Below are 23,505 nucleotides of genomic sequence, written 5' to 3'. Positions count from 1 at the left end.
TTCACATCCGCACGCTCAGGCAGGGCATTTCCCGCACTATCGGTGACCAGATAAATACTCGTATACGTCGAGAACGCCTTGTTGTACTGCAACACCGTCACCGCCACGAACCCGATGACCAACGCGAACAGCAGCAGCCCGAGCAACCTGCGACGCAACGTCGACCTTTGGGACTCCATGGGCTAGCCCCCCACTCGGACTGTCGTCGTGGTGCCCCAGATGGCGAGGCTCAGGAAGAAGTCGAGGACCGCGATGATCACGATCGCCGTGCGCACCGCACGGCCCACCGCGACGCCGACTCCGGCGGGGCCGCCCGACGCGGAATAGCCGTAGTAGCAGTGGATGAGGATCAGGACGAAGGCGAATATCAGCACCTTGCCGAACGACCACAGGACGTCTGTCGGCGAAAGAAACAGATTGAAATAATGGTCGTAGGATCCTGGCGATTGGCCGTTCATCCACGTGTTCACCTGGCGCGACGCGAGGTAGGACGCGAGGAGTCCCACAATGTAGAGCGGGATGACCGCGATGAAACCCGCGATGACGCGGGTGGACACGAGGAACGGCACGCTCGGCACGGCCATTACCTCGAGCGCGTCGATCTCCTCGGAGATCCGCATGGCGCCGAGCTGCGCGGTGAAACCGCAACCGACCGTGGCGGAGAGCCCCAACGCGGCGATCAACGGCGCGAGCTCGCGTGTATTGACGTATGCCGAGAGGAAACCGGTGAGCACCGAGGCGCCCAGCTGGTCGAGCGAGGCGTAACCCGCCATGCCCACGACGACGCCAACGAACAGCGACATCATGAAGATGACGCCGACGGTGCCCGCGATGACGGCGAGCCCGCCCGCGCCGAAGGACACCTCGGCCAGCAGTCGCACCACCTCACGGCGATAGCGCGTCAGCGTCCGGGGTATCCACACCAGCACCTGCCCATAAAAGGACATCTGGTCGCCGGCGCGATCGAGCACGTCGACCGGGACGCGGGCCGCCCTCTTGGCACGCATGCCCAGCATGCTGCGTTCACGCGCGATCGTCATGGGCGCTCACGCTCCCTTCGGCGGAACGAGGGACAGGTATACGGCGGTGAGGATGATGTTCGCGAAGAACAGCAGCAGGAAGGTGATGACGACGCCTTCGTTCACCGCATCGCCCACGCCCTTGGGGCCCCCCTTGGGGTTGAGGCCCTTGTACGCCGCGACGACCGCGGCGATCAGACCGAAGACGGCGGCCTTGATCTCACCGATCCACAGGTCCGGAAGCTGCGCGAGCGCCGAGAACGATGCGAGATACGCGCCGGGCGTGCCGCCCTGCGCGACCACGTTGAAGAAGTAGCCGCCCGCCACGCCGACGACGCTGACCAGCCCGTTGAGGAGCACGGCGACGAGCACCATCCCCAGAACGCGCGGCACCACCAGCCGCTGGATGGGATCGATGCCGAGCACCCGCATCGCGTCGATCTCCTCGCGGATGGTCCGCGAACCGAGGTCGGCGGCCACCGCGGAACCCGCCGCGCCGGCCACCAGCAGCGCCACTACTAGCGGGCTCGCCTGCTGGATCACCGCCACCACGCTGGCCGCGCCCGTGAACGACTCCGCGCCGAGCTGCTTGATCAGCGATCCCGTCTGCAGCGACACCGTGGCGCCGAAGGGGATCGCGACCAGGATGGTCGGCAGGATCGTCACGGACGCGATGAACCACGCCTGCAGAATGAACTCGCGGAACTGGAACGGACGCTGCAATGAGGCCCGACCGACGTCCACGAAGAGCTGGAACATCAGCCCGGCCTGGCGCAAGCCCCCCTCGACGCCGCGGACGGCGGCGTCGACATACCGGTTCTCCCGGATGCCGACGGCGGCGTCCGTCACGATCTGCCTTCAGCAGGGGGCCCTTGCGGGTCCGCCGACGCGAAGACCTCGGTTTCCGGATCGGAGGCGCTGTAGGAAGGCGCGCGATGCGCCCCCTCCTGCTCCGATTCATAGCCGTAGTCCCCGCCGAACTCGTCGGGCCCGTACCGACCTTCCAGGCTGGCCAGAATGCCCTTCTGCGCATCGGCGGGCAGCGTATGCAGGATCTCGCGGACGCGCGCCTGGCGCCGGGACACCGCTTGACGCTCCGGCATGCCGGGGCTGGCCTCCATCTGACGGGCGATGCCGCGGACGTCCTCCTCGGGGGAACCGTCGTGGTGGCCGGCGGCCTGCGCCGCCAACTCGGCCGCCATCTGGGCGTCGTCCTTCTCCTCGGACATCCCGATGGGGCCGATCTTGCGCCCGTTGAGGAACTGCTCGACCACCGGCTCGTCGCTCGTCAGCAGCACCTCGCGGGGACCGAACATCACCAGCTGCTTACGGAATAGCATGCCGAGGTTGTCCGGCACCGTACGGGCGAGGTTGATGTTGTGCGTCACGATGAGGACGGTGGCGTCGATCTGCGCGTTGATGTCGATGATCAACTGGCTCAGGTACGCCGTGCGGACGGGATCGAGGCCCGAGTCCGGCTCGTCGCAGAGGATGATCTGCGGATCCAGCACCAGCGCACGCGCCAGGCCCGCACGCTTGCGCATGCCGCCGGAGATCTCACCCGGGAGCTTGTTCTCCGCGCCGATGAGCCCGTTGAGGTCGAGCTTTTCCATGACGATCTTGCGGATCTCGGATTCGCTCTTCTTCGTGTGCTCCCGCAGGGGGAACGCCACGTTGTCGAACAGATCCATCGAACCGAACAGCGCGCCGTCCTGGAAGAGCACGCCGAACATCTGGCGGATCTCGTAGAGCTCCTTGGACGAGCACTGCAGGATGTCCGTGCCGTCGATGACGATCGAGCCCTGCTCGGGGCGCAGGAGACCGATCAGGGACTTCAGGAACACGGACTTGCCCGTGCCTGAAGGCCCCAGCAGCGCGCTGACCTCACCCGCGGGGAGCGTCAACGACACGTCCTGCCAAATGTTCTGTGAACCGAAAGACTTGGTGAGCCCCTCGACTGCGACCTCGACTCCCACGACACCTCCCACGAATGTTCACCACACCATCCCTGATGTGGTTCGCGTCACCTTATCGCATAGGCCATCCCCGCCGCCCACCGGGCTACTGACGGGTCAGTAGGCGATGGGGGGAAGACCCCTCCGTTCGACACCACGTCCGATCCGACACGCCGCCCGCGTCCGGCAGGCCCGCCCCGTCGCTCGCCGACGGGCCGACCGGCCCCGTCGGTGCCCCGACACCGCCCACGGGGAGTGCTGGAACTCGGCACGGACAGAATGTATTCCACCACACATCGCATCGCGGAGCCCACTTCCCGGCCGAAGCCATAGCCACCCGCATCCCACCCTCGCGCCGCCGTGGGCGCCTCCTGCACCGCAAAAGCAAAGGTGGACCGCCCCGAGGGGTGGTCCACCTTTGCGCACGCAAACCGATACGAATTCGTGATCTTCCGTACCGGGCGTCGGCCGTACGGCCCGCCGTCCTACTTGACGGTGATCTTGGCGCCGGCCTCTTCGAACTTCGCCTTCGCCGCGTCGGCGGCCTCCTTGTCGACCTTCTCCAGGATCGCCTTGGGGGCGCTCTCGACGAGGTCCTTGGCCTCCTTCAGGCCCAGCCCGGAGACGACCTCGCGGACGACCTTGATGACCTGGATCTTCTTGTCGCCGGCCGACTCGAGGACGACGTCGAACTCGTCCTGCTCTGCGGCGGCTTCCTCCCCGCCGGCGGGGGCGGCGCCTGCAGCGGCGACGGCGACCGGGGCGGCCGCGGTGACCTCGAAGGTCTCCTCGAAGGCCTTCACGAACTCGGAGAGCTCGAGGAGGGTGAGCTCCTTGAACGCGTCGAGCAGTTCTTCAGTGCTGAGCTTCGCCATGGTGGCGGTCCTTCCTGTCAGTCTGATCCCCACCCGCCGCGTGTCGGACGAAGTGGGGTGCGCACGCGCGTGCGCATCGGTTTGAGCGTGGCCCGCGTCCGCGGATCACGCAGCGGCGTCACCCTCCGCGGCCTTCTTGTCCTGCAGAGCCGCGCCCAGGCGCGCAACCTGGGAGGCCGGGGCGTTGAACAGCCCGGCGGCCTTGGTGAGGTTGCCCTTCATCGCGCCCGCGAGCTTCGACAGCAGGACATCGCGCGATTCGAGATCAGCGAACTTCTCGACCTCGTCCACGCTCAGCGTGGCGCCGTCGAGGTAGCCCCCCTTGATGACCAGCGACTTGTGGTCCTTGGAGAACTTTTTGATCGCCTTGGCCGCGTCCACGGCCTCTCCTCTGACGAAGGCAATCGCCGTGGGCCCGACGAACAGATCGTCCAGCCCCTCGACACCGGCCTCCGCCGCGGCACGCTTGACCAGCGTGTTCTTGGCGATCGAGTAGGTGACGTCCGAACCGAGTGCGCGACGCAGCTCCATCAGTGCGGGGACCGAGAGTCCACGGTATTCCGTCACGACGGCCGCGTGCGATTCCCGGAAACGTTCGGTGATCTCCGCAACCGCGGTGACCTTCTCCGGCTTGGCCATGCTTCGCCTCCTTTCTTGCACTCGTGTGCCCGGAGACGACTGACGCCCCGGCGCAGGGCGCACGGGGCGTGTGAGGAGAATCGCACAGCGGGGCCCGAAAGCTCCCGTGGACTCCCCAACCTCGTTCTCCTGCGTGGGCCGCCGGGTCGCACCCGGACCTTAGTCCGCCTGCGCGAGGCAGGCGGTGACCAACGGTCTTCGGTAGAACTTCGATCGAGTCGAACTTCTGCGACGACGATACCCGACGCCGACCGAGCCGGCCAAATCACCCCCTCCGGGGGCAATGACGAGGGCCGGCCGCCCCGTCCGGGGCGGCCGGCCCTCGTGCCTGCCGAACGTCGGCGCTGCCGCCGGTCTGCGTATGTCTACTCGCTGTCGTCGAGAAGCCGCGCGGTGCGCGTCGGGTCCACCGGGATGCCCGGTCCGGTGGTCGTCGCGATCGTGACCTTCTTGATGTAGCGCCCCTTAGCCGAGGACGGCTTGACCCGCAGCACCTCATCGATCGCGGCGCCGTAGTTCTCCACGAGCTGATTCGGCTCGAAAGACGCCTTGCCGATCACCACGTGCAGATTGGCCTGCTTGTCCACGCGGAAGTTGATCTTGCCGCCCTTGATGTCCGCGACGGCCTTCGTCACGTCGTTGGTCACCGTGCCCGTCTTGGGGTTCGGCATCAGGCCGCGCGGGCCCAGGACGCGCGCGATGCGGCCGACCTTCGCCATCTGGTCGGGCGTGGCGATCGCCGCGTCGAAGTCGAGCCAGCCGCCCTGGATACGCTCGATGAGGTCCTCGGCTCCGACCGCATCGGCACCGGCCTCCTCGGCCTCAGTGGCCTTCGCGCCCGCCGCGAAGACGATGACGCGGGCGGTCTTGCCCGTGCCGTGCGGGAGGTTGACGGTGCCGCGCACCATCTGGTCGGCCTTGCGGGGGTCCACGCCGAGCCGCATCGCGACCTCGACCGTCGCGTCCATCTTCGACGAGGAGGTCTCCTTGGCCAGTCCGACGGCCTGAAGGGGGGTGTAGAGGTTCGCCGCGTCGATCTTCTCCGCCGCGGCGAGGTACGCCTTGCTGCGCTTTGCCATGAGTGTTCTGTCCTTTGAGGTCAGTCGTGGTGACGGGCCTGGCCGGCCCTCCCACGGTTCCGGTATCGAACGGGGATCGCGTCCCCCGGGGCGCACGGCCGCCGGGAACGGATCAGCCCTTCACCTCGATACCCATGGAACGGGCGGTGCCGGCGATGGTCTTCGCGGCGGCATCGATATCGTTGGAGTTGAGGTCGGGCTCCTTGGTCTTGGCGATCTCCTTGACCTGGTCCATGGTGACCGAACCGACCTTGCTCTTGTGCGGCTCACCGGAGCCCTTGGCGAGGTTGGCCGCCTTGAGCAGCAGCTTCGCCGCCGGAGGGGTCTTCAACTTGAAGTCGAAGGAACGGTCCTCATAGACGGAGATCTCCACCGGCACCACATTGCCGCGCTGCGATTCCGTCGCGGCGTTGTAGGCCTTGCAGAACTCCATGATGTTGACGCCATGCTGACCGAGCGCCGGACCGACGGGCGGGGCCGGGTTGGCCTGACCTGCCTGGATCTGGAGCTTGATGAGCCCAGCGAGCTTCTTCTTCTTGGGGGGCATCTTTCGTTTCCTATCACTGCCCCCGGCTTGCGGCCGGGGCTGTCATCGATGCGTGAAGGGCCCGGTCAGATCTTCGAGACCTGCCCGAAGTTCAGTTCCACCGGCGTCTCACGACCGAAGATGGACACCAGGACCTTCAGCTTCTGCTGTTCGACGTTGACCTCGCTGATGCTGGCGGGCAGCGTTGCGAAGGCCCCGTCCATGATCGTCACGGACTCGCCGATCTCGAAATCGACCTCGACGGCCGGCCTCGCAGCCGACTCGCCGGCGGCCGACGCCGACACCTTTCCTGCCCCGGACTTCTTCTTCTCGCCCTGAGGCAGCAGGAACTTGACGACGTCCTTCAGGCTCAACGGAGACGGCTTCGAGGTGGCGCCCACGAAGCCGGTCACGCCGGGGGTGTTGCGCACGGCGCCCCACGACTCGTCGTTGAGTTCCATCCGGACGAGGATGTAGCCGGGCAGGATCTTCCGGTTCACCTGCTTGGGCTGGCCGTTCTTGATTTCGGTCACCTGCTCGGTGGGAACCTCCACCTGGAAGATGAAGTCGCCCACGTCGAGGTTCTGCACGCGTGTCTCGAGATTGGTCTTCACCTTGTTCTCGTAGCCCGCGTAGGAGTGGATGACGTACCAGTCGCCCTCGAGGCGGCGCAGCTCCCTGCGCAGCTCACGCTCCGGGTCGACCTGCGGTTCCTCGCCGCCGTCCTCCGTAGCGCCGTCCTCCGTAGCGTCCGGCTCGGCTTCCGCAGTGTCCGGCTCGGCTTCCGCAGTGTCCGGCTCGGCTTCCGCAGTGTCCGGCTCGGCAGTATCGGCGACGACGCCCCCGGGCACCGCTTCCTCCCTCGCGGCCCCCGCCTGCTCGTCCACGGATCCCGCCGCGGTGGTTCCGTCCGAGAACAGCGAGGCGGCCTCGCTGGGCGCCGATGCAACGTCGTCGGTATCAGGAGCACCCGGCGCATCGACCTCCGCGGCCGCCGTTGCATCGTCGGCGGGCACGCCGGGAAGTTCGACGTCCGACTGCTCGGCATCGCTTTCGTGGGTGCTCACTGGGCACTCGCTTTCTTTCAGTCTCGTCACCTGCGTACTCAAGGGTGGGCTCATCCCCGCCCCGGCCGGCGCTGACAGCTACCTGCTCTGATCCACCGGCGCGTCCGCATCTTCACCCAGGGCGCCCGGCCCCACCGTACCGATGGATCCTCTCCGCCGAATACTACTGATTCAGCCGAACACCACGGATACGGCCTTGCCGAAGCCGATGTCGAGCCCGGTGGTGAGTCCGATCAAGGCCACGATGAACACCAAGACGACCACCGTGTAGGTGAACCATTCCTGTTTGGTCGGCCAGATGACCTTCTTCATCTCCGCGACGACCTCGCGCAGGAACTGGAGAATCAGGGAGAACGGATTGCGGCCGCGTCGCGACGCGGCCCCCTCCGCGGCCGCCTTTTTGCGGACCTTCGGACGAGGCACGGTGGTGACGGCGTCGGCACGGCCGCGTTTCCCGGTAGGCCGAGCGCCGCCGGAAGCCATGTCCTGCTCGTCGCTCACCGCGTTCCTCTCCTTGACCGGCACCGAAGTGTTCGGCGATCGTGGGCAGGGGCGACAGGACTTGAACCTGCAACCTGCGGTTTTGGAGACCGCTGCTCTGCCAATTGAGCTACGCCCCTTTGGCCGGACCCGGAAGACTGCTCCGTCACCGACCCACTGCGCGGACAAGGCCCACGCATGCTCCTGCCCGCACGACGCTGCATGCGGCACCCACGACCCTACCGGCCCCGCCGCCCGTCGGAAAACCGGGACACCCGAAGCAGCACTGACGGCCGCGGGGGAACACCGTGAGGCTTCACCCCCTCGCAGAGGCCCAACTGTACTGCATGCACCCCGGCGGGCCGCAAACGAGGCACCGACTCAGGCGAGTTGCACCGTGGCCGTCGCGCGCCCGAACACCTTCTTCCCGCCGGACTTCGCCTGCAGCGCAATGACGACGGTGCGGGCCGCCGGGTCTGCCGATTTCACCTTGCCGGTGAGCTCCACCTGCGCCCGCGCGGGGAACGGCGGAACCAGGACCGGGCTCGTGAACCGGACGCTGACATCGAGCATCGCACCCGGGTCCCCCACCCAATCGCAGACGTAGCCGGCGCCGACCCCCATGGTGAACATCCCGTGGGCCACCACGCTGTCGAGACCCAGCCTCGCCGCGATGGCGTCATCCCAATGCAGCGGGTTGAGGTCACCGGACACCCCCGCGTACCGCACCAGATCGGCCCGGCCGACGGACACTGTGCGCGGGGGAAGGGCGTCCCCCACGGCGACCGCGTCGAAGTCCCGCCGGCCGACGCGGACCGTCATCTGCTCCACCTGCGCCGCCTCGTGCGCGCCCCCGTGGCGCTCGGTTCCGGTCATAGCGCTCGAACCGCCTCCATGATCTCGTCGTTCGCACCCTCATCGTCATCGGCGAGCTCCCGGTGCACCACCGTCGTATAGGTCGTCAGCACCGGCTCGCCGTTCGCGTCGGCGACGACGTTCTTGGTCACGATGATGTCGGCGCCCGCCATCGCGCGTACCGAATCCACGGAGACCCCGCAGCTCAGGTGGGCACCGACCACCAGCGGCTTGTGGAACTCCGCACGCTGGTCCGTCTGCATCACCCGGGTCAGGTCGAGGCCGCCCAGCTCGAGGAGGCGGCGCTGCGCCAACGCCCCGAAGATCGCGAAGAACGTCGGCGGCGCCACGAGCCCGGAGTATCCGAGATCCCGCGCCACCTGCTCATCGTGATGCGCGGGGTGCTCGCTCTTGACCGCGAGCGCGAACTCGCGCACCTTGTCGCGGGCGACCTGATAGATGTCGTCGACGTGATAGTGCGTGTCTTCGAAATCCGGTGGCAGTGGCATCGCTCTCCCCTTCTTCTGCGTGCTGGACCCCGGCCGCGGACGTTCCGGGGCCGGCCGCTGACCCGGGTCGATGCCCCGCTACACTCGGTCCACACATGACAAGCGCGGCAGCGACCGAAGTCACTGCCGCGCTCGAGTGCCGGCCCGGACCGACTGCGATGTCAGCGGGTCTCGCGGTGGACCTGGTGGCTGCCGCAGTTGGGGCAGAACTTCTTCATCTCAAGACGGTCGGGGTCATTCCGACGATTCTTGCGGGTGATGTAGTTGCGGTGCTTGCAAACCTCGCAGGCCAGCGTGATCTTGGGACGGACGTCGGTGGCAGCCACGAGATGCCTTCCTTCGGGTCGGTCTGTGGGTGGGCTCTGTCAGCCGCGCCCCAGGGGTACTAAGCCGACGGCCAACGGCCGCGGGACTTTCATTTCGGTAGCGGTGGCCGGACTTGAACCGGCGACACAGCGATTATGAGCCGCTTGCTCTACCGACTGAGCTACACCGCCTTGCTGGGCGGCGCCCTGGACATTCTGCCAGGCCGTCCACCCGCGCGAGCCCCCTGACGGAATCGAACCGTCGACCTTTTCCTTACCATGGAAACGCTCTACCGACTGAGCTAAGGGGGCATGCTTTCGACACGGGAAAGTGTAGCCGGTCCGTCCAGTACGCCGAAAAGTGCATCCGGACGGGATCCGAGCAGGACCGACGCACACCATCGAGCGTGCACCGGCCACCTCCTCGCGGTCAAGCCTTCACGAGAGTACACACAGCCGCCCCGCATCGCAAAATCGCTCACCGGCGGGCCTCCGTGCGCTCCACGACGACCGGGTTCCGAGCCGGCGTCAGACGGGCCCGGAAACACGATTGCCCCTGTTCCACGGGGGCAACAGGGGCAATCGCGCAGGTGTGGCAGGTGTAGGATTCGAACCTACGTAGGCGTGAGCCGGCGGATTTACAGTCCGCTCCCATTGGCCGCTCGGGCAACCTGCCGTGCGTCTCCCGACGGAAACGACCGCCGGGTGCGATAGGCACACTACACGCACGCGTCCCGCATGATGCAAATCGTCTGGCCAACGGGCCGCCCCCGGCGATAACGTCTGTCGGGAGCCGGCGCGTACGACGGCCGGCGCGTCAACCCGACCCGAGGAGCAGAACCGGTGGCAGATTCGTCTTTCGACGTCGTGAGCAAGGTCGACCGCCAGGAGGTGGACAACGCGCTGAACCAGGCGGCGAAAGAGCTGGCCAACCGCTATGACTTCCGCGGCACCGGCGCCCGCATCGAATGGTCCGGCGAGGAGACGATCGTGCTGTCAGCCGAGGCCGAGGAGCGGGTCAAGGCCGCGCTCGACGTGTTCAAGGAGAAGCTGATCCGGCGCGACATCTCACTGAAGGCCTTCGACGCGGGCGAACCCCAGGCCTCCGGGAAAGCGTTCAAGATCACAGGATCGCTGGTACAGGGCATCGACCAGGACAGGGCCAAGAAGATCTCCAAGAAGATCCGGGACGAGGGCCCCAAGGGCGTCAAGGCGCAGATCCAGGGCGATGAACTGCGCGTGTCCAGCAAGAAGCGCGATGATCTGCAGGCCACGATCACGTTGCTCAAGTCGAGCGACTTCGACATCGCGCTGCAGTTCGTCAACTACCGGTGACCCCGGGGTCGGTGCCCGGCAGGGCACCGACCTGCGCACCGATCAACGCGTGTCGAGCTCGTCCGCCCCCTCCGCGCGTTCGTCCTCCGTCTCCCGCTCCCCGAGCAAGGCCCCGCCCGCGACTTCCTCGGCCTCGGCCCCCGACCGCCCGGAGCCGTCTGCATCACCCCGCCTCTTCGCCTCCGCCCGTTCACGCCGGCGTTCCTCGATCGACGTGTCGATGGGGTCGGGCGCGTGTTTGCGCACGGGCGGGGCGATCTGTGTGCGCAGCGGATCGTGCCGCAGATCCAGGTAGAAACTCACCGCCATGCCGATCATCAGCAGCATGAACGGTGACGCCGCCAGGATTACGAAGGTTTCGATCGCGTCGAGACCGCCGACGTAGAGCAGGACGATGGCGACGGCGGCGCTCATCACACCCCAGATAACGCTGATCACGTGTCGGGGCTCGGGGATACCGCGCGAGGACAGCATTCCGAGGACCATCGCACCCGTATCGGCCGCGGTGATGAAGAAGATGGCGACGAGGATGATCGTCAGCGTGCCGATGACGGAGAACCACGGGTACTCCTGCAGCAGGGAGAAGAGCGCCGCCGCGGGGCCGGATCCGCCGTCGGCGTTGGTCTCCTGCATCACCCGCCACAGGTCGTTTCTTCCGGTGAGCTGGGACTTCAGTCCGGCGCCGCCGAAGACCGCGAACCACACCATGCCGCCGAGCGCCGGCACGATCACCACGCCGGCGACGAACTCCCGGATCGTGCGCCCCTTGGACACCCGCGCCAGGAACGTCCCCACGTGCAGCGCCCAGGACACCCACCAGGCCCAGTAGAAGATCGTCCAGCTGGAGAGCCACCCGTTGAGCGCCTCACTGCCGAACCCCGCGGTGTGGAAGGTCATCGGGATGTAGTTCCACAGGTAGTCGCCGAACGAGCGCCCGAAAATGTCGAAGATGAACACGGTGGGGCCGGCTATCAGGACGAACATCATCAAGCCGAAAGCGAGGACCAGGTTGATGTTGCTGGCGTGCTTCATGCCCTTCTCCACGCCGGACACCGCGGTGACGACGAAGAGAACGGTGAGGATGAGGATCGAGATGACGGCGACGTTGTTGCTGGCGTCGAGTCCGAACACGTAGGACAGTCCTGCCGCGATCTCCAGCCCTGCCAGGCCCAGCGACGTCGCCGAGCCGAATTTCGTCACGACGATTGCGAAGATGTTGATCACTCTGCCGGCGGCATTCTCCGGGTCGCCGATCAGCGGCGTGAACGGCGCGGACAACAGATTGCCCCGGCCCTTGCGATAGGTGGAGTACGCCAGTGCAAGCCCGACGACGCCGTAGATCGCCCAGGGTTGGATTCCCCAGTGGAAGAACGAATACTGCATCGCCACCCGTGCGGCACCGCGGGTGCCGGCCTCCGCCCCGGAGTCCGGCGGGGGCTCCATCATGTGCGTGATCGGTTCGGCCACACCCCAGAACACCAATCCCACGCCCATGCCCGCGGCGAACATCAAGGCGATCCACGAGACGTTGGAGAATTGGGGTTTGTCCCCTGCCTGGCCCAGCGGGATGCGGCCGTACCGGCTGAGCGCCAGCCACAGCGTGAAGGCGACGAATCCGGCCACCGACAGGATGAACGCCCACCCCAGGTTCGCGATGACCCAGTCGAGCGCAGTGCCCGCCACGCGGCCCGTCCCGTCGGGGAAGACGGCGCCGAGGATGACGAAGACGAGGATCAGACCCAGGGCTATCCAGAACACGACCGGATCGATGGCCTTGGGGCCCTTGGGACTGAACGGGTTGCGCGGCTCTCGTGCCTGCGCCGGCTTCTTCGTCGCGGAGCCTTCCTCGGTGCTTGAACTCATGATCCCCTCTCAGGCGTCGCATATCCGGGCGGGTTCCCGCTGGTCATGCAGTGCAGGTCAGGGCCCCCATTCCTCGGGAAGCGGCTCCCAGAGCTCGACCTTGTCGAGTCGCCCGGAAAGGCCGGGCTGCCAATCGGTGTCACCGTGCTCGGCATTCGCCAGCCGGGCGAGGACCACGACGAGGACCTCCAGCGCGAGGAGGTAGCGGATGATCAACGGATCGGCGCCGACGGCGCGGGCGGCGCGTTCGGCCCGGAATACGACGGTGCGTGCATGATGCAAGGACGCACCCGTGTGCGTGCCGCCCGGCAACGCCGCGACGGCGGCCGGCTCGAGCATGGCGTCGTAATGCTCGACGGCACGGTCCACACGGTCGACGTAGACGTCGCTCAGCTCCACGGGCGGATCGTCGCCGCGCGCCACAGCACGTACCGCCGAGGAGATGTCGTAAAGGTCGTTCTGCACCCGGGCAAGCAGTCTGACCACACTGAACGGCAAAGTGGCGCCGATGGACACGGCGACGCCGAGGACCGCCGCCGCTTCCTCGCAGCCGCCGGCGAGCATCAACCGCGTGTCGACCGGATCGGCCGACGTCCGCACCCTCTGTGTCACGTCCGATGGGGTCATGCACGCATCGTAGGAGCGTGCGCCGTCTTATTCAGGCCGCATCGGCATACTCACTGGTGAACGGCACGCGCGCGGGTGCGGTATTCAGGACCCCGGCCCGCCGGCCATCGCCTCGAGGCGACGGATGCGGTCGGCCATCGGCGGATGCGTCGAGAACATGTGCTGCATACGGTCGCCGGCGCGGAACGGATTCGCGATCATCATGTGCGACTGCGAGGCCAGCTTGGGGTCAGGCGGCAACGGCGCGGCCTGCGTCCCGTACTCCAGCTTGCGCAGCGCGGATGCGAGCGCGAGCGGGTCACCGGAGAGTTCCGCGCCGGATTCGTCCGCCTGATACTCCCGGGACCGGGACACCGCCATCTTGATCAGACCGGCCGCGACCGGGCCCAGCATGGCCACCAGCAGCAGCGCCAGCGGGTTCGCACGTTCGTCCCCGCGGCCGCCGAACATGCCGGCGAACATCGCCATGTTCGCCAGGCCGGTCACCACCGCGGCCAGCGCGCCCGCCACCGAGGAGATGAGGATGTCGCGGTTGTACACGTGCGACAGCTCGTGCCCCAGCACCCCGCGCAACTCCCGCTCATCGAGCAACTCGAGGATCCCCTGCGTGCAGCACACCGCCGCGTTCTGCGGGTTGCGGCCCGTCGCGAAAGCGTTGGGCGCGTTTGTGGGGCTGACGTACAAGCGCGGCATGGGCTTGTGTGCCCGCGTGGCGAGCTCGCGCACGATCCGGTACATCCCGGGCTGTTCCACCTCGGTGACCGGGTACGCGTGCATGCTGCGCAGCGCGAGTCTGGCACTGTTGAAGTACACGTACGCGTTCATCCCCACCGCGAGCACGATCGCGATGATGAGCACGGTCCGGCCGAAAAGACCACCGATCACGACGATCAGCGCGGACATTCCGCCCAACAGCAGCGCGGTCTTGAGACCGTTCGAGTGAGAGTGCACGTCCTGCCCTTTCGCAGCCTTCCACCCGTTCAACGCCTCCCGCGGCGTGGCGGTTCCCGGCGGCCCCGGTGACGTGCAAGACCTAGCCGACGCGCGCGGTGGTGTACTCCACCAGCGACGACAGCGCCCGGTTCGCGGGGCCGTCCGGCAACGTCGCGAGCTCCTCGCGTGCCTGCCGGGCGTAATCGGCCAGCGTGGCCTTCGCCCGGGACATACCGTCCGACGATCCGAGGAGCTCGAGGGCCTCCGCCAGTGTCGCGTCGTCGACGACGGGCCCGTCCAGGAGCACACGCAGGCGCGCGGCATCCGGGCCGTCGCCGGCCAGCGCGTACAGGACCGGGAGGGTGTGCACCCCCTCCCGCAGGTCCGTCCCCGGCGTCTTGCCGGACTGGTCGGACGCGGAGGTGATGTCGATGATGTCGTCGGAGATCTGGAACGCCATGCCGACGGCCGCCCCGAGCCGGTGCAGCGTCGCGCACCGCTCGTCGTCCGCCCGCGAGAACCTGCCGCCGAAGGTGCCGGCGGCGGCGATCAGCGACCCCGTCTTCTCCCCGATGACGTCGAGGTAGTGCCGGACGGGGTCGTCCCGGCGGGCGCCGACGGTCTCACGCATCTGCCCGGTGACGAGCTCGGCGAAGGTGAGCGCGATCATCTCCACCGCTGACGGCCCCAGGGTGGACACCAGACGCGATGCCTGCGCGAACAGGTAGTCGCCGGACAGGATCGCGACCGAATTGGACCATTTGGAGTTCGCGCTCTCCGCGCCGCGGCGCATCGCCGCCTCGTCCATGACGTCGTCATGATAGAGCGTGGCCAGATGGACCAGCTCGAGCACGACGGCCGAGGTGATTACGTCCATGTTGTCAGGATCGGGACCGAACTCGCTGCTCAGCAGCGTGAACAACGGGCGGAACCGCTTGCCTCCCGCAGAGGCCAGGTGCAGCACGGGCTCGGTGAGGAAGTCCTCGCCTACGGAGAGCTCGGCGATGAGCAGCTCCTCCGACTCCACCATCCGGGCGCGGATCCGCGCGGCGAAGTCCGGATCACCCAGATCCACGCCGGCGACGATGGTGTCCGTGGACGCATCCGTGCTCACGATCCTGATACCTGTCCTGTCTCGATGTCGTCGGGCGCAGACCACCCCAGGTGACCGTACCCGGTACGCCCGGCCCGGCCCGGTACAGCGGTGCGCTGCCCCGGCCGGTGACGCGCCGCCTGCCGTCCGTCCCTGTCCTGGCGGACCGGGACGGCGATCGCGGCAGCGCCGTTGCATAGTAGCGTCGCATACCCGCCGCGCCGAGCCCGCTCTCCGTGCGGACGGGGCCCGGCCGCGGCGGCCGGGCGGCCGCGGCTGCCAAGATGGTCGTGTGCACACAGCCGCCAGCCGGGACGACCGGCGTCCGACACCCCGCGTCCCCGCAGAGGCCGAGGTGCTCGTCGTCGGTGCGGGCCCCGCGGGATCCGCGGCCGCCACGTGGGCCGCGCGCACCGGACACGACGTGCTGCTGCTCGACGCCGCCCGCTTCCCGCGCGACAAGACCTGCGGCGACGGCCTCACCCCCCGGGCACTCGGCGAGCTCGACCGGCTCGGTCTGGGCGGCTGGGCCCGCGCGCAGGCCGTCAACAAGGGCCTGCGGCTCAAGGGCTTCGGCCGCCAGCTCGAGATGCCGTGGCCCGGCGGCGCGTTCCCCGCCGAGGGCAGCGCGGTCCCCCGTTCCGTCCTCGACGACAGGATCCGTGCCGGCGCGGTCGACGCCGGCGCAAGGATGCTCGGCGGCGCACGCGTCGTCGGCGTCGACCGCGCGCCGGACGGTCGCGTCCGCTCCGTCCGGATCCGAGGGGGCGGGTCGGATGGGCCGGGCCGGGCGCGGACGGACGGGTTCGACGTGCGCTGCCGCACGCTGATCGTCGCCGACGGCGTGCGCTCGCCGGTCGGCCGGATGCTTGGCCGGCGCTGGCACCGCGAGACCGCGTACGGCGTGGCCGCCCGCGCCTACATCGACTCCGGCCGGCACGACGATCCGTGGATCTCGTCGCACCTCGAACTGCGGGATCCGGAGGGCTCCCTGCTCTCCGGCTACGGGTGGTTGTTCCCGCTCGGCGATGGGCGCGTCAACATCGGAGTCGGCACCCTCGCCACCGCCGCCCGCCCCGCGCAGGGGGCGCTCCGGCCGCTGCTGGACCACTACGTGCGGTGCCGGCGCGACGACTGGGATCTGCACGGGGACCCCGCGGCGCCCGCCTCGGCGCTGCTGCCCATGGGCGGCGCGGTCTCCGGCGTGGCGGGCCCCAACTGGGCCCTGGTGGGCGACGCCGCGGCCTGCGTGAACCCCCTCAACGGCGAGGGTATCGACTACGGCCTCGAGGGCGGCCGGCTGATGGTGGACCTGATGAACGGCGACGGCCCGGGCAGCGGGCTGACCCGCGCCTGGCCTGCACTGCTCTCCGCGCACTACGGCGAGGCGTTCTCCATCGCCCGCCGCCTCGCGGGCCTGCTGACGGTGCCCCGCGTACTGCCCGCGGGCGGGCCCGTCGCGATGCGCTCCCGGCGCCTGATGGAGGTGGCGGTCCGGGTGATGGGCAACCTGGTGACCGACGAGGACGCCGATGTCGTCGCCCGCGCGTGGCGCGCCGCCGGACGCGCGTCGCTGCGTACGGATCAGCGCGCGCCCTTCGCCGATTGAGCGCTTCGCCGACGGAGCGCGGCGCCGCCACCCGCACACCGACGCGCAGGTCACGCCCGGCGCACGGCGCGATGCAGCGCGGTGACGCCGCCGGTGAGGTTGCGCCACTCGGTGCCCGACCAGCCGGCCGCGTCGATGCGCTCGGCGAGCCCACGCTGGTCGGGCCAAGCGCGGATCGACTCCGCTAGATACACGTACGCGTCGGGGTTGGAGGAGACGGCCTCCGCCACCTGTGGCAGCGCCTTCATCAGGTATTCCATGTAAACCGTGCGGAACGGGCCGAAGACCGGCGTGGAGAACTCGCACACCACGAGCCGACCGCCGGGGCGGGTCACGCGCGCCATCTCGGCGAGCGCGGCGTCGGTGTCGGCGACGTTGCGAAGCCCGAAGGAGATCGTGACCGCGTCGAACGCGGCGTCGGCGTAGGGCAGGTGCAGCGCGTCACCCGCTACCTTGGGCACCGCCCGCCCTCGCCCGGCGGCGAGCATGCCCTGCGAGAAGTCCGTGGCCACGCACCACGCTCCGGGCCGGGCGAGCTCCACTGTCGACACCGCGGTGCCGGCGGCGAGGTCGAGCACCCGCTCGCCCGGCCGCAGGCCCAGCGCGCGCCGTGTGGCCCGCCGCCACGACCGGTCCCGACCGAACGACAACACGGTGTTGGTCACGTCGTACCGGCGGGCGACGCCGTCGAACATCGACGCGACCTCGCGGGGATCCTTCTGCAGTGATGCCCTGTTCACCCGTGTGACGCTACCTGCGTCCGCCGCCGGGACCGCAAGCGCAGCACCAGCAGCGCAGCACCGGCCGCGATCCACGTGCCCAGCAGCACCGATCCGACCGGCACCACGGCGACGGCGGCGTCACGCCCCTTCACCCGGACGATGTCGGGGTCTCCCCTGTCGTACTCCACCTCGATGAACTGTCCCTGCGTCAGGCCGGTGGGATACAAGACCCCGGTCGGGGGGTTGTGCGTGACGCCGTCGGGGGTGGCGAAGCTGATCGACGAACGCAGGTGCCCGGCGGAGAGGACCTCTGCCGAGGCGGTGCCCATGTCGGCCTCGATCGCCCGGTCGGTGCGCCAGCACGCCAGCAGCAGCACGATCCCCAGCACCGTCACCACCGTCGCGATGCCGATCACGATCCGCCGGCCCACGCGGTGCGTGACCTTCGGCAGGCGCATCGCCGGTGCGACCGGACCCGTCACGACACCTGGCCGCGCATGCTGTCGTGCAGCCGCCGCAGACCCTCGCGGTGGGTGGTCACTTCGATCACCTCGATACCGGCGGGCCGCCGGGCCGCATCGGCGAGGATCGCGGTCAACTGCTCTGGGTCGGCCTTGCGGTGCCTCACGCCGTAGGCGGCGCACAGTGCGGCCAGGTCCGCCTCGTGGGGCGTGCCGAAAACCCGCTCGAACGCGTCCGCGTAGCGGGGTTCGCCCTGCTCGAGCAGCGTGAAGATCCCGCCTCCCGCGTCGTTGGCCACGACGATCGTGAGATCCTCCGGCCGGGGCTCTGCGCGCCCGATGAGCAGCCCGTTCGCGTCGTGCAGGAAGGTGAGGTCGCCCAGCAGCGCCACCGTGCGCCCCGGGTGGGCCACGGCGGCACCGATGGCCGTCGACACCGTTCCATCGATGCCTGCGACACCCCTGTTGGACCGCACCGCCACACCGTCGGGGATGCGCCCGGCAAGCGAGGCGTCGCGCACCGGGTTCGACGCACCCAGCACCAGCTGGTCGCCGGCGCGCAGACCCCGTAGCACCGCGCGCGCCACGTGGAGGCCGGTCGCCGGGATATGCTCGTCCAGACCGTCGTCGACGGCGGCGCGCGCGCGCCGGTCGGCCGCCGCGCACGCCTGCAGCCATTCCTCGGACGGGGCGCCCGCAGTCTCCGGGGCAGTGCCGGTGAGCACCACATTCCCCGACACGTCCGGCCAGCGCGGGCCCGTGGTCAGTGCGATGACGTCGACGTCCGGCCGCGCCAGCAGCGCCGACACCGGCCGGTGCAGCGTGGGCCTGCCGAGGACGACGGCCTGTCGCGGACGGACGGACAGCAGCGCCCACGGATGAGTGGGAACGCCCCGCTGCCACGACGTGGGCTCGGCGATGGTGGGCAGTCCGTCCAGCTCGGGATAGCGCCCCGCGCCATGCCCTGCGATGACGAAGGTGTCCGCGGTGAGATCCAGCGGCACCCGCACCTCCGTCGCCGCCGAGGGGACGCGGGTCCACGGCGCGCCGTCCGCGCGGCCGGCGTGCGTGGCGGCGACATCGGCACGGTTCGCTCCCGCACCGTCTTGGGCCGCACCGTCCGCCCAGTCGTCCTCCGGCACGAGGGGCTCGCGCAACGGCACGTCGAACTGCACCGGACCGGCAAGTCGCGATCGGGTTCCCGAGGCCTCCGCGAGTACCCGGCACACCACAGTGCGCCACGCCGCGTTCTGCCGGGAGGCGGCGCCCCCGGGGGGCTCAGGCTCGGCCAGACCGATGCTGATCGCCGCCCGCACCTGGGTGCCGAACAGGCCGAACTGCTCCACCGTCTGATTGGCGCCGCTGCCCAGGAGTTCATACGGCCGGTTGGCGCTGAGCACCACCAGCGGAACGCGCGCGTAGTTGGCCTCCAGCACCGCAGGCCCCAGGTTGGCGACGGCCGTGCCGGATGTCATCACGACCACCGTGGGACTCCCGGACGCCACAGCGAGCCCCATGGCCAGGAACCCGGCGGTGCGCTCGTCGATGCGCACGTGCAGCCGCACGCGCCCCGCCGTCGCCGACCTGTACAGCGCGAACGACAGCGGCGCGTTGCGGGAGCCGGGGCAGAGCACGATGTCGCGCACCCCGCCGCGCGTCAGCTCATCGACGATGACGGCAGCCTGCGCTGTGGACGGATTCACATGCTCCAGGGTCCCACGCGGACGCCGGGCGGATGCGTCCGGAGCCCCCGGCGTATCACGCGGATCACCGACGGCCCGGGCGCGGATCAGCCGCGGCCCTTCTCGATGTCGATCATCGTCTGCAGGTCCGTCACCTTGACGCGCGGTCGGCCGGACTCCTTGCCCGCCACCGTCTCCGCCTGGTCCAGAACCCGCCACTCGTCGAACCCGACGGCATCCGGGCGGCGCCCGGCGAGCAGCTTGTCCAGCGCCTCGCGGCTCTCCACGGGACGCTCCGCGAGCCCCTCCTTGACGTCCTCGGCGAGCTTCTCCACCGTCTCCCCGGCGCACTTCTTGTTGGTGCCGAGCGTGCCGGTGGGGCCGCGCTTGATCCACCCGGTCACGTACACGCCCTCGACAGGGCCGTCCCCGTCCGGGTCGACCACTCGGCCGGCCTCGTTGGGGATCACACCCCGGCGCTCGTCGAACGGCAGGCCTGCCACAGGAGTCCCCCGGTAGCCGATGGAACGCAACACCAGGCCGGTCGCGAGAGCGGACGTCGAGTCGGCGGCCTGCGCGCGAAGTCGGCCGGACTCGTCGGCCACCAGCTCGTTGCGCACCACATTGACACGCTCCACGCGTCCGTCGCCCTCGAGCGATTCCGGCGAGCCGAGGAACCGCAGCACGATGCGTTTGCGCGCCGGGTCGGGCGTGCGGGAGGCGTACTCGCGCAGCCACTCGATCTTGCGCGGCACGGGGAACGGGCATTCGTCGGAGGCGAGGAACGCGGCGCTGTGCTCGTCCAGTTCGAGGTCGACCGGGTCCACCACGATGTCCACGCCGGGCACGTCGTCTAGACCCATCAGCTCCTTACTCGTGAACGCCGCCTGCACAGGGCCGCGCCGCCCGAGCACGACGACCTCGCGGATGTTGCTCTCACGCAGGGCCGCCAGGGCGTGGTCCGCGACGTCGGTCTCTGCGAGCTCGTCCGGGGACGTCACCAGCACCCGCGCGACGTCGAGGGCGACGTTGCCGTTCCCGATCACCACCGCCCGCTCGCCTGAGAGGTCATAGACGTCGCCCGCGTGGTCGGGATGGCCGTTGTACCAGGCCACGAAGTCGGTCGCGGACACGCTGCCCGGCAGGTCCTCGCCCGGAACGCCCAGGTGCCGGTCGGTGGAGGCCCCCACGGCGTAGATCACCGCGTGGTGGTGGGCCAACAGCTCCTCGTGGCTGATGTGGACGCCCACCTCCACGTTGAGATGGGCGGCGATCGCCGGCTTGCGCACGATCGTCTCGAATGTGTCCGTGATGATGCGGGTGCCCTGGTGGTCGGGCGCCACGCCGGCGCGAGCGAGTCCCCACGGGGAAGGGAGGCGGTCGAAGATGTCGACCTCCACCGAGCGACCGCCCTGGGTGACCACGGCCTCGGCCGCGTACGTGGCGGCGGGCCCCGCGCCTACCACCGCGACGCGCAGCGGCGCCTGGTCCTTGGGGACGACGATCGGCGATGGCGGCACGAACGAGTCCCAGTCCACCACCAGAGGATGCTTGTCGAAGTATTCGGCGTTGATCTGCGTGTACTTCGCGTTCTCCTCGCTGAGCTGGTCCTCCGGGAAGATCGCGTCCACCGGGCAGGCGTCCACGCACGCGCCGCAGTCGATGCACGTGGTGGGCTCGATGTAAAGCTGCTCTGTTGTGGCGAACAGCTCGTCGTCGGCGGTGGGGCGGATGCAGTCGACGGGGCAGACGTCAACGCACGCCGTGTCGTTGCAACACGCTTGAGTGATCACATAAGTCATGACTGTCCTCACGTTCGCGTTCCCTGCGCAGCGACCGCCGCGCGCGCCGCGCAGCCGGATCCACCGCCCGCTCAGCACAGTATCTTCCGGCGCACCCCGGCTTGCATCCCAAACCTGTGCGCCGCGACGTTGACCCCATCATAACTAGAACAGGTTCACTCGTCCTAGCGGTGATCCCGGCAACCGTGCAAAATCGCGGCGGCGTCCGCGTTCATTCGTCCGCCGTCAGCCGCAGGTGCTCTCCATCGGATCGCCGGCGAACCGCGCGTCGAGCCAGTCGACGAAAGTTGCGGTGCCGCCGAGCATGGGGACGACGTGCCCCAGGCCCGCGCCGTCGAAGATGGACGGCTCCACGAAGGTGTCGAAGCGCACGTCCGCGCCCAGCGCGCACCAGTCCGACGCCAGCTGCTCGGCCTGGCCGTGCGGGACGATGTCGTCGCTGCTGCCACTGAGCACCAGCACCGGCGCGTCCGGCTCGATCCTGCCGATGCGGTTCTCCTCCAACACCGCCTCCACCTCGGGGTACCGGGCGACGATCTGCGAGACCGGCTCCCCGGTGCGGGTGAAAGTGGCGGTGTCGGCGAAGCCGAACTGCGCTGCGGTCTCGCCGACGCACTGCAGCGCCACCGCGTCGAGCATCCGGCGGCCGCGATCATTGAGCTCGGCATCGAGCACCGGCTGGACCACGTCCGGGTACGCGGTGCGCATCGAGTTGAGCGCGTAGCCGATGACGCCGGCCAACGAGGTGCCGTCGACCTGGTGCAGCGTCGCGGACAGATCGGCGGGCGGGGCGCCCGCGACCACGCCGGCCACCCGGGGCGCGATGTCGCCGCCGTAGGTTCCCAGCAGCTCGGCGGCGGCCGCGGCCGCACCGCCGCCCTGCGAGTAGCCGTAGATCCCGATCGGGGTCGAGTCCGTCACGCCGGAACCGGGCAGGTCGCCCGCGGCCCGTGCGGCGTCGATGACGGCGTGCGCCTCCGAGACCCGGTTGACGTAGGTGTGCATGCCCGGCGTGCCCAGACCCTCGTAGTCGGTCATCACCACGTTCGCGCCCTTGGCCAGCCAGATCGAGGCCGGGATCATCTCGTACTCCAGCAGCGGGCCGGACTGCGCCGAGCCCGAGGCCAGCGAGTTGATCAGCCTGGACGGCGCGCACGCGTCGCCTTGCCCCTGGGTGCCGGGTGCGATGACGATGAGCGGCCGCCCGCCGGGCCCCGTCCAGGGCGCCCGCGCCGCGAAGAAGGTGCCGGTGACGGCATTCGGCGCGCCGTGCGTGTCCTGCGATGAGTACATGATGCGGGTGGCGTCGCCCGGATACGGTCCGTCGACGCCCGGGACCGACCAGGCCAGGTGTGACGGCTCCGAGCGGATGATGCGCCCGGGCGCATCGGGCAGGTCCGTGGGCGGGCTGTAGAACGCCGCGATGTCCCGGCCGGCGGGCGAGTCCGATAGCGTCGATCCCGTCGGCGCGGTCGCCGGGTCCGTGGACCCCACGCCGAGCACGGGCGTATCCGCGGTGTTGGCGGATCCGTACAGGTCCATCGACCCCGTGGTGCCCAGCGACCCCTCGACGCCGGGCATCGCGGTGGAACCCGAGATCCCCTCGATCGCGGCGAGGTCGGACGAGCCCGTGCGCTCCTGGAACCGGGACAGGTCCTGCAGCGCCGCCACGCCGGCGTCGCCCACTGACTGCGCGGGTCCCGCCGGCTGCGCACCGGCGACCGAGGGCGCGGCCACGGCGGGCACGATCGCCGCCGCGGCGAGGCAGACCGCCGACCGGCGCCACCTCCGCCACGCACCACCCGTTGCGATGCCGTTGATGCCCACGTGATGCCCTCCCGGTACGGCCTTCGGCGCCGGCGCCCGCCAGCATCCTTACCGGCGAGTAAGCCTCGCGCATCACCCCCCGGGTGTCAAGTGCCGCCCGCCACTTCGCCACCCCCCGCCGGCAGCATCCAACAACGCATAGCAGCGTTCGAGCCGGTCGAACCACCAGCGGCGGCGCTCGAGGGGCGCGGCGAGCGCGCGCAGCCGGCCGGCGTCGGGCTCGGTCCTGCCCGCGGCGAGGC

Annotated in this window: 23 protein-coding genes and 4 tRNA genes; 2 read left to right on the top strand and 25 right to left on the bottom strand. The window is 69.3% G+C overall.

Annotation, left to right across the window (positions count from 1 at the left end; all coding sequences use genetic code 11):
* Positions 1 to 182: 182 nt before the first annotated feature.
* The 16 genes from JJ683_RS15965 to JJ683_RS15890 form a co-directional block, all read right to left on the bottom strand.
* A complete protein-coding gene (locus JJ683_RS15965) occupies positions 183 to 1,040 on the bottom strand; it encodes an MlaE family ABC transporter permease (protein WP_200175566.1) in 858 nt (285 codons plus the stop codon).
* Between the two features lie 6 nt (positions 1,041 to 1,046).
* Positions 1,047 to 1,778: an MlaE family ABC transporter permease gene (locus JJ683_RS15960; protein WP_182349429.1), complete on the bottom strand. Its 732-nt coding sequence runs from the start codon at positions 1,776 to 1,778 to the stop codon at positions 1,047 to 1,049.
* Positions 1,779 to 1,864: 86 nt separating this feature from the next.
* Positions 1,865 to 2,995, bottom strand: coding sequence for an ABC transporter ATP-binding protein (locus tag JJ683_RS15955; RefSeq protein ID WP_200175564.1), 1,131 nt, complete (start codon positions 2,993 to 2,995; stop codon positions 1,865 to 1,867).
* A 464-nt stretch (positions 2,996 to 3,459) separates the two neighbouring features.
* Complete coding sequence (gene rplL, locus JJ683_RS15950; protein ID WP_200175562.1) at positions 3,460 to 3,849, bottom strand: 50S ribosomal protein L7/L12; 390 nt, start codon at positions 3,847 to 3,849, stop codon at positions 3,460 to 3,462.
* Between the two features lie 105 nt (positions 3,850 to 3,954).
* The gene (gene rplJ / locus JJ683_RS15945; protein ID WP_200175560.1) at positions 3,955 to 4,488 is read right to left on the bottom strand and encodes a 50S ribosomal protein L10; all 534 of its coding nucleotides are present in this window, start codon (positions 4,486 to 4,488) and stop codon (positions 3,955 to 3,957) included.
* 365 nt (positions 4,489 to 4,853) lie between these two features.
* Entirely contained in the window at positions 4,854 to 5,567 is a 714-nt protein-coding gene (rplA, locus tag JJ683_RS15940; RefSeq protein WP_200175558.1) for a 50S ribosomal protein L1, read from the bottom strand.
* Positions 5,568 to 5,679: 112 nt separating this feature from the next.
* On the bottom strand, positions 5,680 to 6,114 hold the full coding sequence (rplK, locus tag JJ683_RS15935; RefSeq protein ID WP_200175556.1) for a 50S ribosomal protein L11: 435 nt from the start codon (positions 6,112 to 6,114) through the stop codon (positions 5,680 to 5,682).
* Between the two features lie 65 nt (positions 6,115 to 6,179).
* A complete protein-coding gene (gene nusG, locus JJ683_RS15930) occupies positions 6,180 to 7,160 on the bottom strand; it encodes a transcription termination/antitermination protein NusG (protein ID WP_307810978.1) in 981 nt (326 codons plus the stop codon).
* A 171-nt stretch (positions 7,161 to 7,331) separates the two neighbouring features.
* Positions 7,332 to 7,661 (bottom strand): preprotein translocase subunit SecE, encoded by a 330-nt coding sequence (secE, locus tag JJ683_RS19480; protein WP_200175554.1) that lies wholly within the window; start codon positions 7,659 to 7,661, stop codon positions 7,332 to 7,334.
* A 46-nt stretch (positions 7,662 to 7,707) separates the two neighbouring features.
* A tRNA-Trp gene (locus JJ683_RS15920) sits at positions 7,708 to 7,780 on the bottom strand.
* Between the two features lie 241 nt (positions 7,781 to 8,021).
* Positions 8,022 to 8,462 (bottom strand): MaoC/PaaZ C-terminal domain-containing protein, encoded by a 441-nt coding sequence (locus JJ683_RS15915; protein ID WP_200175574.1) that lies wholly within the window; start codon positions 8,460 to 8,462, stop codon positions 8,022 to 8,024.
* A gap of 50 nt (positions 8,463 to 8,512) precedes the next feature.
* A complete protein-coding gene (gene hadA, locus JJ683_RS15910; RefSeq protein WP_200175552.1) occupies positions 8,513 to 9,004 on the bottom strand; it encodes a (3R)-hydroxyacyl-ACP dehydratase subunit HadA in 492 nt (163 codons plus the stop codon).
* Between the two features lie 161 nt (positions 9,005 to 9,165).
* On the bottom strand, positions 9,166 to 9,330 hold the full coding sequence (gene rpmG / locus JJ683_RS15905) for a 50S ribosomal protein L33 (RefSeq protein ID WP_158726652.1): 165 nt from the start codon (positions 9,328 to 9,330) through the stop codon (positions 9,166 to 9,168).
* A gap of 98 nt (positions 9,331 to 9,428) precedes the next feature.
* A tRNA-Met gene (locus tag JJ683_RS15900) sits at positions 9,429 to 9,501 on the bottom strand.
* A gap of 47 nt (positions 9,502 to 9,548) precedes the next feature.
* Positions 9,549 to 9,621, bottom strand: a tRNA-Thr gene (locus tag JJ683_RS15895).
* Between the two features lie 281 nt (positions 9,622 to 9,902).
* A tRNA-Tyr gene (locus JJ683_RS15890) sits at positions 9,903 to 9,985 on the bottom strand.
* A gap of 167 nt (positions 9,986 to 10,152) precedes the next feature.
* Here JJ683_RS15890 and JJ683_RS15885 point away from each other — a divergent pair.
* Positions 10,153 to 10,644: a YajQ family cyclic di-GMP-binding protein gene (locus JJ683_RS15885; RefSeq protein WP_200175550.1), complete on the top strand. Its 492-nt coding sequence runs from the start codon at positions 10,153 to 10,155 to the stop codon at positions 10,642 to 10,644.
* 42 nt (positions 10,645 to 10,686) lie between these two features.
* Here JJ683_RS15885 and JJ683_RS15880 read toward each other — a convergent pair whose 3' ends face one another.
* The 4 genes from JJ683_RS15880 to JJ683_RS15865 all read right to left on the bottom strand — a co-directional run bounded on the left by JJ683_RS15880 (position 10,687) and on the right by JJ683_RS15865 (position 15,184).
* On the bottom strand, positions 10,687 to 12,507 hold the full coding sequence (locus tag JJ683_RS15880; protein ID WP_200175547.1) for a BCCT family transporter: 1,821 nt from the start codon (positions 12,505 to 12,507) through the stop codon (positions 10,687 to 10,689).
* Positions 12,508 to 12,564: 57 nt separating this feature from the next.
* The gene (locus tag JJ683_RS15875) at positions 12,565 to 13,134 is read right to left on the bottom strand and encodes an ATP:cob(I)alamin adenosyltransferase (protein ID WP_200175545.1); all 570 of its coding nucleotides are present in this window, start codon (positions 13,132 to 13,134) and stop codon (positions 12,565 to 12,567) included.
* Between the two features lie 84 nt (positions 13,135 to 13,218).
* Entirely contained in the window at positions 13,219 to 14,085 is an 867-nt protein-coding gene (htpX, locus tag JJ683_RS15870) for a zinc metalloprotease HtpX (RefSeq protein ID WP_200175543.1), read from the bottom strand.
* Positions 14,086 to 14,167: 82 nt separating this feature from the next.
* A complete protein-coding gene (locus JJ683_RS15865; protein ID WP_307810979.1) occupies positions 14,168 to 15,184 on the bottom strand; it encodes a polyprenyl synthetase family protein in 1,017 nt (338 codons plus the stop codon).
* A gap of 268 nt (positions 15,185 to 15,452) precedes the next feature.
* Here JJ683_RS15865 and JJ683_RS15860 point away from each other — a divergent pair, with 268 nt between their 5' ends.
* Positions 15,453 to 16,769, top strand: coding sequence for a geranylgeranyl reductase family protein (locus JJ683_RS15860; RefSeq protein WP_307810977.1), 1,317 nt, complete (start codon positions 15,453 to 15,455; stop codon positions 16,767 to 16,769).
* A gap of 50 nt (positions 16,770 to 16,819) precedes the next feature.
* On the opposite strand, the gene JJ683_RS15855 is transcribed toward JJ683_RS15860, so the two are convergent.
* The 5 genes from JJ683_RS15855 to JJ683_RS15835 form a co-directional block, all read right to left on the bottom strand.
* Positions 16,820 to 17,509: a demethylmenaquinone methyltransferase gene (locus tag JJ683_RS15855; protein ID WP_200175540.1), complete on the bottom strand. Its 690-nt coding sequence runs from the start codon at positions 17,507 to 17,509 to the stop codon at positions 16,820 to 16,822.
* Positions 17,506 to 17,949: a DUF3592 domain-containing protein gene (locus tag JJ683_RS15850; RefSeq protein WP_200175570.1), complete on the bottom strand. Its 444-nt coding sequence runs from the start codon at positions 17,947 to 17,949 to the stop codon at positions 17,506 to 17,508. The genes JJ683_RS15855 and JJ683_RS15850 overlap by 4 nt, the downstream gene beginning before the upstream one ends.
* Positions 17,950 to 17,969: 20 nt before the next feature.
* Positions 17,970 to 19,655 (bottom strand): 2-succinyl-5-enolpyruvyl-6-hydroxy-3-cyclohexene-1-carboxylic-acid synthase, encoded by a 1,686-nt coding sequence (gene menD / locus JJ683_RS15845; RefSeq protein WP_200175539.1) that lies wholly within the window; start codon positions 19,653 to 19,655, stop codon positions 17,970 to 17,972.
* Positions 19,656 to 19,741: 86 nt separating this feature from the next.
* Positions 19,742 to 21,436, bottom strand: coding sequence for a 4Fe-4S binding protein (locus tag JJ683_RS15840; RefSeq protein WP_200175538.1), 1,695 nt, complete (start codon positions 21,434 to 21,436; stop codon positions 19,742 to 19,744).
* Positions 21,437 to 21,661: 225 nt separating this feature from the next.
* On the bottom strand, positions 21,662 to 23,263 hold the full coding sequence (locus JJ683_RS15835) for a lipase family protein (RefSeq protein WP_307810976.1): 1,602 nt from the start codon (positions 23,261 to 23,263) through the stop codon (positions 21,662 to 21,664).
* Between the last annotated feature and the right edge of the window lie 242 nt (positions 23,264 to 23,505).

Source organism: Tomitella cavernea, assembly GCF_016599145.1.
Lineage (GTDB): Bacteria > Actinomycetota > Actinomycetes > Mycobacteriales > Mycobacteriaceae > Tomitella > Tomitella cavernae.
The sequence above is the reverse complement of the archived record's forward strand: the minus strand, read 5'-3'. Positions and strand labels throughout refer to the sequence as shown.